This is a genomic window from Rhodohalobacter sp. SW132, from assembly GCF_003390325.1.
GTDB lineage: Bacteria > Bacteroidota > Rhodothermia > Balneolales > Balneolaceae > SW132.
The window spans coordinates 61,060-73,523 of record NZ_QUOK01000009.1; the positions used below are offsets into that span (position 1 = coordinate 61,060).

The window sequence follows — 12,464 nt, forward strand, 5'->3', positions numbered from 1 at the left end:
TGATTTACCAGGGACTTTTCCTTGCTCATCGAAGCCTTGGCGCAGATGAGACTTCTCACTTTTCACTTTTCACTTTTCACTTTTCACTTTTCTCACTTCCACATCAACTGAATCCATATGAGCCGGCGTGAACCGTTCCATTAAAACCAGGCAGGCTCTTGTGTTGTGATAGGGACATTTCCAGGGGCCGATTTTGTCTTCTTTTTCGTACGGAACTCCGTCTGCACTCACACGAAAGAACCATTCTCCATTTTTTTTATCCCTGATATGATCCTGGATAAACTGCCAAAGCCCGGCAGCGGCATCCAGGTAATCGTCTTCACCCGTGAGCTCATGGATATACAAAAATCCGACTATAGCTTCAGCCTGCACCCACCAGTGAAAATCTCGATCTTTTTGTCTGCCTCCATTCCCGGTGTAGTACATGCCGCCATTCGATCGGTCCACTCCCTCATCGAGTGTGGCGCGGCCTATTTTCCAGGCTTCATCACGCGTTCGCTCAATGAGTTTATCATCCCCGAGGGTTTCAGCGGCATCAATTAACAACCAGGCTGCTTCGATATCGTGGCCGTAGGAATAGGTTTTGGATTTTGCTTTCCACCGGTCTGTAAAAAAGCCGATAAAGTGATGAATCTCCGGGTCGTATATGATCTCCAGCATGTGATTTACCAGGAGCTTTAACCTGCTTTCAAGCCCGCTGTCCGGCCAAACTCTGTAAAGGTTTGTATAGGCTTCCATGATATGGAGATGCGTATTCATGCTTCGTTTCTCATCCGCATCTCCATCGCCGAGACGTGCATCCTCCAGTTCATTCCACTGCCTGTCAAAAGCTTCCGTATATCCGCCATTTTCAGGATCAAATCCGTGCTCTTCCAAAACCTCAAATGTTTCAACCGCACGTTTCAGCGCCAAATCCTTGTTGGATGCACGGAAATATTCACTATAAGCATAGATAGCAAAAGCCTGGGCATAGGCGTGTTTTTTCGTGTCGACCGGCGTTCCTTTAAAGTCGACCGACCAGTAGAACCCGCGGAATTCAGAATCATAAAAGTGATTTTCCAGGTAGTGAAACGACCGCGTTGCCAGCTCCAGGTAGTGCTCATCGTTCATCACCCTGTAGGCGGCAGAAAACGTCCATAACAGCCGGGCGTTTAAAATGACCGCTTTATCCGCCTCTTTGTACAGATGGCCTGAATTATCCAATCGCCCGATAAAACCACCGAACTCCGGATCGACCGCATTTTTAATCCAGAAGGGTAAAATTTCATTCTGAAGTTCGCTTGCCATTTCGGTGCGTAACTGCTCCACCTTGGTATGATTCGAAGAATTTGGTTTCATATGATCAAACTCCCCTGTTTTTTTGGATCAGTTTCAGTCTGTCCTCCACGGAAGCTGCAGATCGCAGCCGGTCTTCAGGCGTATTAAGGCAGTAGTTTAGAAGTCTGTCGATCGTTGTTGTTGCCACATGGCAGCGGGTGTCTGATGAGGCGTAGTAAATAAAAACTTTATCGTCATCATCCCGAATCCAGCCGCTGCAGAACAGTACGTTTGATACATCACCAATTCGCTCCTCTCCTTTGGGCGCCATAAAATATCCGCCAGGCTGATGGATCACTTTCCACGGTTTTTCCAGGTCTGTCACAAACATGTAAAGCACATAGCGCAACCCGGCTGCCGTATTTCGAACCCCGTGCGCCAGGTGCAGCCATCCTTTGTCTGTTTTGATCGGCGGAGGTCCCTGTCCGTTTTTCACCTCTTTGATGGTGTGATATTCGCGGGTTTCAATCACCTCTTCCTTTTCGGCTACCGGGTTTTCGATATCATCCACCAGCGCCCAGCCAATCCCGCCGCCGGATCCTGCACTGATAAATCCATCCTGCGGTCGCGTATAGAAACCGTATTTTCCGTCAATAAACTCCGGGTGCAGTACCACATTTCGCTGCTGGGGTGACGGGGATTTGAAATCGGGCAGCCGCTCCCAGGTTTTGAGGTCTTTCGTTCGCGCAATTCCCGCCTGCGCTTCAGCGGCCGATGTATCGTATTCGGGGGCATTAGGATCTTTTCGTTCCGTGCAGAACACGCCGTAAATCCATCCATCCTCATGTTTTGTCAGACGCATGTCGTACACATTTATATCGGGGCGATCGGTTTCCGGCATCACAAGCGGTTCGTCCCAAAACCTGAATCCATCAATCCCCGTTTCACTCTCTGCGATGGCAAAGAATGATTTCCGGTCGTACCCTTCCACACGGGCAACCATCAAATATTTTCCTTCCCATTTTATCGCGCCGGGATTAAAAACTGCGTTAATTCCAAGCCTCTCCATCAAAAACGGATTGGATTCACGGTTCAGATCAAACCTCCACTCGAGCGGCGTATGCCGGGCAGTCAGAACCGGATGTTTATACCGATCGACCCATCCCCGGCCATCTCCGGAGATTTTGTTCATTTTATTCAGGTATTTCTCGTGCTCTTGTTTCCGCTTCTCAATCCCCTTTTTAAATTCATTTTCTTTCATCTTTTCCATACTCAATTATTTTTTATTTCTGATGAACCGGCGAAATGATCCAAATCACTGCCACTGCTTCCGGTTTCTGTATCGATCAGGCTTTCTGCATTCTTTGCATGTTCGTCGGGATAATCTTCGAGATTATCGTACCAGTTGGTTTTCAAAAATGCCATAGACGCGAGCACCACGGCAACACACATCATAAAGTAGGTGTACTCCTGAATCACCAGGAATATTCCGGTGGCGGTGAGGGCGGTTTGCCAGATTATTCCTACTACTACGTTTACCATGTCGCGCTTAAAATCTTTGTTCCGCTCGATGCCTTCATATTCTGCCGCTACTTTCTCATGAATCGGGCCCCAGAATCCCCAGGGACGAACTTTTAGATAGAAATTCTTCAATACCTCTTCATCGTCCGGAGGAGTGGCCAGCGTTCCCCAGATACATCCGACAACCGAAATCAGGAAGATATACGGAAATGTGTAGAGCGGGGTAACATCTGAGAAAATGGCTGGAATGATCATCGCCGCAATAATCCCGCCCAGCATGCCCCAGAAATAACCGTAGCTGTTAAACCTCCACCAGTACCATTTCAGCAGGTTTGATGCGGTATAGCCGCCATAGAGTGCCGCAACGATCCATTGAATCAGGTCGTTGATGGTTCCCACCATAAAACCAAATGCCGTTCCCACAATCACAACAAGGATCGATGTTCCGTAACTCCAGTAGACGTATGTTTTTTCATCCGCGTCCGGGTTGAAGTATCGCTTATAGATATCGTTTACGATGTATGCTGGTGCTGCATTGACAGTTGCTGCATAGGTGCTCATAAATGCGGCAAAGAGTGCTGCAATCAGCAGGCCAAGCAGGCCCATCGGAATAAAATTGGCCATGGCAAAGGGCAGCACAAGTTCAAAGTCTACATTTTCGCCCATGAGGTTTAGCTGATCGCTGAAGAAAACCAGTGCGAGGATGGTTAATCCCGTAATTAGCATATAGCGGGGAATAAGAAGAACAAGACTTACAAGGCCGCTCATTTTTGCCGCATCTTTAGGAGATTCAGCCGATAGCACACGCTGCATATCATAATTTGGCGCCGGCCCCGCTGCCGACTGAAGCCATCCTTTAAAGAGCATCATCATGAAAAAGATGGTGAACAGATTCCACCCATCCTCGGCGATTTTCAGATTGGCGGTTTCCATAATTCCGGTCCAGTCGAGATCAAGTTCCCATCCAAAAAACGGGTTTTTCCACCCATCTGGGATAACCGCTTCAAGCATCTCCGGAGAGACCGCTTGCATAGCGATAATTCCAACCCAGACACAGGCAATCGTCATAATCACAAACTGCAGTACTTCGGTGAATACCACGCTGAACATCCCTCCTTTCACCACATAAAGCGTGGTGATGGCGGTAATGATCAAGCCGTAGTAGTACACATTGTTCTGGGGATCAGCCGACAATTCATACGGCAGGAAAGCCGCCGCGAACTTACCAATTCCGATAAATCCGTAGGCGATAAATCCAATCACATTAAAGAGTGCAAAAACAACCACAATGATATGCGAAAGGTGGGCTCCGCGACTTTCGCCAAACCGGAACTTGATCCATTCGGCGCCGGTCATCACCCCGGAACGCCTCAGCCAGATCGACAGGAAAACCATCATAAAAATCTGGTTGAACACCGGCCAGAGCCAGGGAATCCAGATGCTGTTCAGTCCGTAGATAAAAAGCAGGTATACCATCCACATGGTACCGCTGATATCGAACATACCGGAGGCGTTTGACAGACCGAGGTAGTACCATTTGATCTTGTTTCCGCCCAAAAAGTAGTTCTGGATGTTTTTTCCTGCGAGATGTGAGATCCAAAAGCCTATGAAAACAGTTGCTACAAGGTAGAGCCCGATGATCAGCAGGTCAATAAAGTGTAAACTCATGAAGCGAGATGAGTGAGGGCAGAGATTCTAATTATGTATCAAAAAAATAGAGCGGCAGGTTTCACCCGGCCGCTCAGATTAAACATCACAACATGAAACTTATTTGATAAGCATCATTTTTCTCACGGAGGAGAAATTGTCTGTCTGAAGTCTGTAGAGGTACATACCGGATGCAAGGTTGCTTGCATCAAATGAGTAGGTATGCTGACCGCTTTGCAGAACTTCATTTGCAAGAACCGCTACACGCTGCCCTATGACGTTATAAACAGCCAGCGAGACATTGCCGGATTGCGGCAGGGTAAAGCTGATCTGCGTCGTTGGGTTAAACGGGTTCGGATAGTTTTGCTGTAGTTCGTAGCCTTCTACGATTTCATTCTTTTCAATATCTGTAATCGTACCGCCTGATTGAGAATAAAGAATAAAATAATCTACCCTTGCATCATCACCGGTTATTGAGAAATTGATTTCTCCGGCAGAATCCAGTTGAAAATGGTATGTGGTTAAGCTTGTCGTTGAATTTGGACTGGATTGGAATCCGCCAAAAGTTCCAACATCTTCTCCATTTACCACTACCTCTGGGAAATTAGCAGAACCACTATTTTCATAATATACTTCCACAAAATAGTTACCGGCTGGGAAAGGAGAATCATCATCCATTGTTTCAAATGTATAATTAATCGTTCCTCCGGTGCCAAGCGCTACTGAGCGTAATCCGCTTGGGACCCATCCTTCAGCATCATCTCCGGCTGAGGGATCCACACCTGCCCAGGATGTGGCATCAGATCCTGTTAAGTTTATCACTGAACTGCCTCCTGACATCATTTCCACACCAGAAAATGTATACCACCCCCATCCCGGAGTCCAGCGAAGCGTATGTTCACCTGCTTCTAAATTTAACGCATCAATGGATTCCTGGGTTAGATTATTCACAACATAACCATCTGGCCTGTCATCGTAATCATTTGTTAACCCTGTAAATAGAATTCCTCCATCATCACCCGTAGTAAGCTGAAATTCATCATCTGTATCCGGATTAATTATCAGGTTTGCACCTCTATCCGCGTCGTTACTTCGGATTTGAATTACGAGTTCATCAATTGAAGCAGGCTCATCGAGTTCAAATGTCCACTCAACATACCCGCTTCCGCCCATAAAAAACTCTACAAAACCATCATAGGTTTCAGCTTCAGCTCCATTACTTACTTCACCATGTTCAGCTTCTACATAGGCTAACTGGTCAATGTTGACTTCTTCACCAGCTTTTGCTTCGATATCTGCCATGTAAGATTCTCTGTTGGCTAACCAGTTGTCTTTTGCAGAACTGTCCTGCCAATTCAGATCACCCAGTGGCAAGCCATTGGTACCTGCTGATAGAAATTCGCTGTTAGTATAAGAGAAATCACCCGGAATAGGCCACATGATCGGCTGTATGCTGTATGTGGTAGGCGAAGGATCTCTACCTGGATCCCAGGTCCAATCCGTTAATGGATCTTGTCTAACTTCACGAAGATCCCGAATATTCGCGATTTGTAATGGCACCAATTCTTCCAGTGATATTTCGGTATCAGGATAATTTGAACCCAGGTCAGGTGCGTTATAGTAACTATAAAGGTTAGGGTCCTGCCCTACCCAGTTATCACCACGATAAATAGCTTCAAAAGTATTAAACATGGAGTCAGTTTCTGCATTGAAAAGCGGTTGAGCCCTCAATGTATCTGCATAATAATCCGCAAACTGGGGATCTCTCCAATGGGCATTATGTGAATAAACAATTCTACGTCCTGCATCAGTAACGCCCGCACCCGGTCCAAGGGGCTCTACATTTATATATCCGGTATAAGGAAAATCTCGGGTAGGAGGATCATTATTAATTCCATCCGCATCTCCTTCACCATGCCAGTAATGATTAATATGTAAATTATTAGCGATATAAGATTCAATGAAGAAATTACCAGCATTAAACATTCGTCCAACATTCATAACCGTATTATGCACGAAACTTACATAATTAATCGGAGCTGCTTCTGATTGAAGAACAGTCATGCCTAAGTTCATAAATGTATTATTCTCAACGATAAGTGAGTCCGCTCCATTTTCAAAGCGAAGACCCCGTCCTTCCCACTGTTGTGATCTGTTGATATGATTTCTAAATAAGCTATTTGTTATATAGACCTTATTATCACTACTATCGAAACCAAATAACGAGAAATCACTACGTTCAAAAACACAGTTATCTACAACTACTCTCGATCCATTTCCTGTTATGCGAATTGGAAGGTAATTTCCGGTACCACCCGCGTCGTGCTGACCAGTTATCCAAAGGTTTTCGAAAGTAACATCACCCGTTGTGGTAAATAATCTACCGGCAGTATTCCCTTCAGCATCTGTTTCAAGTTGTATTTTTGCAGGACCAAAATATGTATCAACCTCATCTTCTCTTTGGCCACGAATATGCAGATGAAAATCTTCATTTAGAATTTCATCCACTACAAAGTACATGCCACCACTTCTCAAAACATATACGCGATCATCGGGTCTGTCTGTATCATTTGCGATTGTGTTTCTAAGTGCGTTTGATATAGGTTCAAAATCATCACCTTCATACCACTCCACTAAACACTCAGCCTCATCCGTCGGGCACTCTGTATACGCCTCCTGTGCGAATGTTTTTAAAGGCAATAACAGAATAGCCCCAAGGATTAATAGTAGGATATTGTATTTATGTATCATATGTATCTCCAGTTTAGTTTATGTATGATTTCAATCATTATTTTATATAATGATATGTTTAAGAAAACAAGCATTGTATATTATAATACTTTAAAAAGGTTTAGATCCATCAAAGCCTAAATCTTAATCCCAGATCCATTGTGAAACCGTAATACTCTACAAATGTTGGGCTGCCAAAACCAAGACTTCGATCACCATCCCCTCCAATTAAATTTCTGTCAGGTGTACTTGTCAGGTTACTAAAGTTGGCAAATAACTCTAAGTTTGCGTTTTGTAAAAACCCTGCTTGAATACGTTGTTTTACAGTCAGATCCCACCGCCTGTAAGCTGCAGAATAACTGTCACGTACAGGCTCGGTAGCACTTGCAACGCCTGTCAATCTATCCCCCTGGTACAAATACGATAACCTAGTAGAAAATCCTTTATAGTCATATCCTACGGTGATATTTGCCAGGTGTGCCGGCTGATCAAATGCACGTGCCCCTGTTCTTAATGTATCTTTATATATCCTTTCAAAAGTTGCAAATGGTGTTCCACAGTTGTTTACACATTCTCGATGAGATGTAACTGTAGTCAAAAATGATGTATCGGAAAACATTCTTGTATAGTTTATATTCAGAACAAGTCCCTGAAACACAGATGGCAGGTACCAAAAATTCGTCTGCCAATCGAATTCTATGCCCCAATATTCGGAATCAAAAGGCGCATTGATGTAGGTAGTGATACGGGGATCATTCCATGTCCAATCAGGTTCATCAGGTGTTCCATCACCGTTAATGTCTCTTCCTTGTGGAATATTAAGTCCATCGGGCAACGGATCCTGAGTGCGCTGATGTGAACGCTTCCATAAAGGGAGGTCTTCTACAGTTTTATGAAATCCTGAAACGGTAAACAGTCCAACATGATTTTGATAAACAGACACAGACGCATCATAGTTGTTTGATTTTGCAGGCCTCAGATCGGTATTGTTCGCGTTGATCTCAGTAAACATTGAATTTACATTGGTTCGCGGTATGTATTGGGTATAGTCAGGTCTGGCGATGGTTTCAGTTCTTGCTAATCGAATTTGAAGCCAATCAGTTGGAGCAATTTGTAAATGAACCATTGGCAGAATAAAACTATAGTTTCTAGTCACATCAAGTTCTGTGACATCTTGTGGCGGTTGTTCCACATTATTCGTTACCACTTCTCTGAATCTTTCAGTAACATATCGGGAATATTCATGCTCCCACCGCACTCCAGGTATGAGTTTCACATATCTTCCAAGGTTAACTTCACTCATAATGTAAGCTGCGTCAATTCTCTCTTCACCAGAGTAGTCATTATTTCTCGAAGCATTTACATTTTCGAAAATCCCTCCTCTGCCATCTCTCCCTACACAATTATCAGCCGCATCTGTGAAAGCTTTTGCATCTTCGGGAGAAATATTATATCCGATTGGAAACCCACCCTCTCCTGAAAGGAAATCATTTCTGGAATATCCTGAGTCAAAATATACAATCGGGATGTATTGATAGTCTGAGTCATTTACAACCTGTTCCTGATACACGTTATACCCATTTAATTCACCATTTGGGAACTGATTGTAAATACATCTCAATAAATCAGCTTCATATCCTGTTGGTTCGCCCGTTTGTTCATTATATGCTAAACCGGCATATGCCCAGCTTCTGCCAAATTGATTTTGCTCATTGGATTTATTAAACCACCGTACCTTACCCCCAGTCTTAACTTCACCGTCTATACGTGAGCCTATATTGAATGGAAATGTAGCATTTAACTGCACCGTATAGTTTGTCTCATCTCGTCTGGTCTCATTGATATTCGTATTATCGAGCCTCATTGCGTCATTAGGCTCATAATAGTTCAAAACTCCTGCAGGTGTCATTCCAACCGAATCGGACGGAAACCCAGGCGCACCAGCTCCCTGAGTTTCAAGCCTGAAATTAGTGTAATAATTTCTTGGACTTTCACTTGCAGAGTGGGTTCTTGACGCACCCGCATCGAATTGAACCCATCCATAATCCTGTTCGACACTTATGGCAGAGGTTAAAATAGTTGTAGTTCCAGAGAATATATTAATCTCACTGCCAGGCCGGTCTGCTAAAATATTATTGGTTCTTCTTACCCCCTCATTTGATAACTCATTATAAAATGTATTGGCAGCTATCTTTCCATTTGGCAATCTGTAATCAAGTAATAAACTACCACCTTGTCTTCCTCTGATTGTATTGTGTTCCTGTGCATTTACACTCGTTAGCCTTACACCAATGTCATCTGAATCGGGAAAATCATACCGTGCATAACCGGCATTTAACTGATCTGCACTCCGATCGTGTTCATCTACATTTACAGTTGCAATAACACCCAGTCTATTGTCTAAAAATCGATTACTGACTGACCCGGAAATTTTATAATTACCATAATAATCCTGCAGCTGGTTGTACCCCCCCTGTCCCTGAATATCAAATAACAATCCCTCAGGAGCATCCCTCAGTCTGAGATCAACAGATCCTGCAATAGCATCTGCATCCATATCAGGTGTGTTCGCTTTTTTTACTTCAATTCCATCAAGCATATTTGATGAAATCAGTGAAAGGTCAATACTGCGATCATCCCCACCGGTAGATGGAACTCTTACTCCATTAACTGATACCGTGCTGAATTTTGGAGACATCCCTCTAATCAGCACTTTATTGGCTTCACCACCACTTCTTTGAATGGCAATCCCAGGTAATCGGCCAATAGATTCAGCTGCATTTACATCTGGAAGTTCTCGAATTCTGTCGCTAGATACGATGTTTGATATTGTATTTGATCTGAGTTGTTCATTTATAGCTCGTGTTTGGCCCAGCGCTTGTGCAGTTATGCTGACTTCATCACCTTCTACGCTATCCCACCTCAATAAAATATCGAGATCTACAACTTCACCTGCTTCAACCTCCACTTCAATTGTTCGTCTCTGATAACCGATATATGAAACCTGTAGCTGAATTGATCCAGCAGGGACATTTACCAAATTATATCTTCCGTTTTGATCTGTAACAACCCCTCTCGTTGTGCCAGCTATCTGAACTGTGGCACCTGCTAATGTTTCTTCTGTTACCTGATCTGTGATAACCCCGGTAATTCTTCCCGTATTTTGCGCAAATACATCAATTGTTATTAACAGCGTGACCAGAGTCATTATACTTACTGAGGATAGTAATCTATTCTTCATATAATTACGTTTTACTAATAATTACGTTTTACTGATTTTGAGAGTGTATTAGAATAAGTGTAATAGTAAACTGGAAATAGCCTCATCTATACTTAAACAAAGCGCTTCCAATATTTTATATTTAAAACCCACCTTTATCATCATTTACTTTGCTTTTAGACTCTCCCTACAATTAATCAATTTGATTTATCTAATGCAAGCACAAAGTAAAATGTTTTTAAAAATTGAATCCGGAGATAATATTTCAGGCTTATTTAGATAGCTAAACCAGAAGTTTTGGCTTGCATTATTTACAAGAGAATTTCTTCCTTTTATAAATCTAAATGATATTTGAGAAATATCAATTGAGGAGAAGCTTTCTTATCTATTTAAATATTGCTGAATAAAAGATGGGCTTATATCAGAATATTTGTCAGCTATGCTAAATAGCATTCGAATACTCCCTCACACCGGAATATTTACCTCAAACCGGCTCCCTTTTCCCGGTTCGCTCTTAATATCAAGTGTGCCGCCGAACAGATCCACAAAATGCGTGACAATACTTAAACCGATACCTGTACTTTTTTCGCCGCTGGTTCCTTTTCCCGGTACCTCCGCTCTTTTTCCTGAGAGCAGTCTTTGAACCAGTTCCGCCTCCATTCCCACACCCACATCACTCACAACAAGCTCGAGATGATCTGTTTTGGGCGTTTTTTCACGAATTAAAGAGAGTGTTACGCTTCCCCCTTTTTTTGTGTATTTAATGGAATTTGACAACAAATTCCCCATGATTTGCTCGAACTTCTCGCTATCAAGAGTAACCGGTTTTTCTAAATTTTCTGTATAAAATTGAAGGTCAATCTCTTTTATTTTCGCCGCCGCTTTGTAGAGCTTTTGCATGTCTTCAGCTACCTTTTGCAGATCTGTCTCTTTCGGTTCGAGCTGAAGCCCGTCAGACTCTATGATGGTGTAGCTCATCACCTCGTCTATCATCTGGTTCAATTGATTTGAACTTTGTTCTATAATATTCAGAAGTTCGAGATGTTCGCTGTTCCCGTTTTTATCCATCTCTTTAAGCATGCTTGAAAGACCGATAATGCCGTTAAGAGGCGAGCGCATATCGTGACTCAGCATCTTCATCAGCCTCATTTTATATTCGTTCAGCTCAACAAGCTTTTTGTTTTGTCGTTTCAGTTCAAGATGGGTCATCACCTGTTTGGCAATGATTTTGAGCTGACGAACCTGCGTTTCTGAAAGTTCTCTCTCCTGGTAGTCCAGTATGCAAAGTGTGCCAATAGGATACTTTCCTTCACTCAGTAACGGTACCCCAATATAATATCGTAATCCTTTATCGCCTTTGATACTATCAATGTGATCAAAACGGGAATCTATAGAAAGGTTTTTAATTTCAAGAATATCGGTATCCTTGATGGTATACTGACAGACCGTTGATTCCCTGGAACACTCCCTGTTTTTCAGTTCAATTCCGGTTGCTGATTTCGTCAGCTGGGTATCGCGATCAATCAGGTTGATCAGAGAAATGGGCGCATTTGCAATTTCAGCAGCAAGGGTCGTGAGGTCATCAAACTCCTCTTCGGGATCTGTACCCAGTATATTGTATGAATAGAGAGCTTTTAGCCTGTCTTCTTCTTTTATCTTTTTATCAGCGTGAATCATTGCAGGCCCTGGTTTTAGGTATCTATGGTTATCTTTCGTCGGACACCAGGTGAGTATTCAGCACTTCATTCAGTTCGCGATAGGTGATCGGTTTAATGAGGTAATCGAGAAATTGAGTCTCTTCCGCCTGAGCCCTGAAAAATGTATCGGAGTTTCCGGTAATGTACAGTGCAGGAATTAATGCAGTGTTTTGTATTTTTTTTACCGTTTCAATTCCGGTCATCCCCACACCAAGCTGAATATCTACCAAAAGCAGGTCCGGCTTAAATTGCGCTAAAATCTCGAGAGCTTCTTCACCGGTTTCGGCTTTCTCTATATGTGTAAACCCAATTCGTTTCAACATCATTTCCAAACTCAGCGAAAGAATCAGGTCGTCTTCAATAATCAGTATTTTTTTATCCATTTCCATTAT

7 protein-coding genes are annotated in these 12,464 nt (G+C 43.1%); all 7 read right to left on the bottom strand.

Going from position 1 to position 12,464, the window contains the following annotated elements; translation table 11 throughout:
* Positions 1-69: 69 nt before the first annotated feature.
* Complete coding sequence (locus DYD21_RS15660) at positions 70-1,338, bottom strand: AGE family epimerase/isomerase (RefSeq protein WP_116037948.1); 1,269 nt, start codon at positions 1,336-1,338, stop codon at positions 70-72.
* Between the two features lie 4 nt (positions 1,339-1,342).
* Positions 1,343-2,449: a glycosidase gene (locus DYD21_RS15665; RefSeq protein WP_199535573.1), complete on the bottom strand. Its 1,107-nt coding sequence runs from the start codon at positions 2,447-2,449 to the stop codon at positions 1,343-1,345.
* 80 nt (positions 2,450-2,529) lie between these two features.
* A complete protein-coding gene (locus DYD21_RS15670) occupies positions 2,530-4,446 on the bottom strand; it encodes a sodium:solute symporter family protein (protein WP_116037949.1) in 1,917 nt (638 codons plus the stop codon).
* 99 nt (positions 4,447-4,545) lie between these two features.
* Positions 4,546-7,176: a T9SS type A sorting domain-containing protein gene (locus DYD21_RS15675; protein WP_116037950.1), complete on the bottom strand. Its 2,631-nt coding sequence runs from the start codon at positions 7,174-7,176 to the stop codon at positions 4,546-4,548.
* 109 nt (positions 7,177-7,285) lie between these two features.
* Positions 7,286-10,396, bottom strand: a complete 3,111-nt coding sequence (locus tag DYD21_RS15680) for a TonB-dependent receptor (RefSeq protein ID WP_116037951.1) — start codon at positions 10,394-10,396, stop codon at positions 7,286-7,288.
* A 444-nt stretch (positions 10,397-10,840) separates the two neighbouring features.
* Positions 10,841-12,052 (bottom strand): GAF domain-containing sensor histidine kinase, encoded by a 1,212-nt coding sequence (locus DYD21_RS15685; RefSeq protein ID WP_116037952.1) that lies wholly within the window; start codon positions 12,050-12,052, stop codon positions 10,841-10,843.
* A gap of 28 nt (positions 12,053-12,080) precedes the next feature.
* Positions 12,081-12,455 (bottom strand): response regulator, encoded by a 375-nt coding sequence (locus DYD21_RS15690; RefSeq protein WP_158607327.1) that lies wholly within the window; start codon positions 12,453-12,455, stop codon positions 12,081-12,083.
* Between the last annotated feature and the right edge of the window lie 9 nt (positions 12,456-12,464).

Bases quoted from the DNA above. Each gene is read 5' to 3' on its own strand.
- DYD21_RS15660 (WP_116037948.1), bottom strand. From the start codon at position 1,338: ATGAAACCAAATTCTTCGAATCATACCAAGGTGGAGCAGTTACGCACC.
- DYD21_RS15665 (WP_199535573.1), bottom strand. From the start codon at position 2,449: ATGAACAAAATCTCCGGAGATGGCCGGGGATGGGTCGATCGGTATAAA.
- DYD21_RS15670 (WP_116037949.1), bottom strand. From the start codon at position 4,446: ATGAGTTTACACTTTATTGACCTGCTGATCATCGGGCTCTACCTTGTA.
- DYD21_RS15675 (WP_116037950.1), bottom strand. From the start codon at position 7,176: ATGATACATAAATACAATATCCTACTATTAATCCTTGGGGCTATTCTG.
- DYD21_RS15680 (WP_116037951.1), bottom strand. From the start codon at position 10,396: ATGAAGAATAGATTACTATCCTCAGTAAGTATAATGACTCTGGTCACG.
- DYD21_RS15685 (WP_116037952.1), bottom strand. From the start codon at position 12,052: ATGATTCACGCTGATAAAAAGATAAAAGAAGAAGACAGGCTAAAAGCT.
- DYD21_RS15690 (WP_158607327.1), bottom strand. From the start codon at position 12,455: ATGGATAAAAAAATACTGATTATTGAAGACGACCTGATTCTTTCGCTG.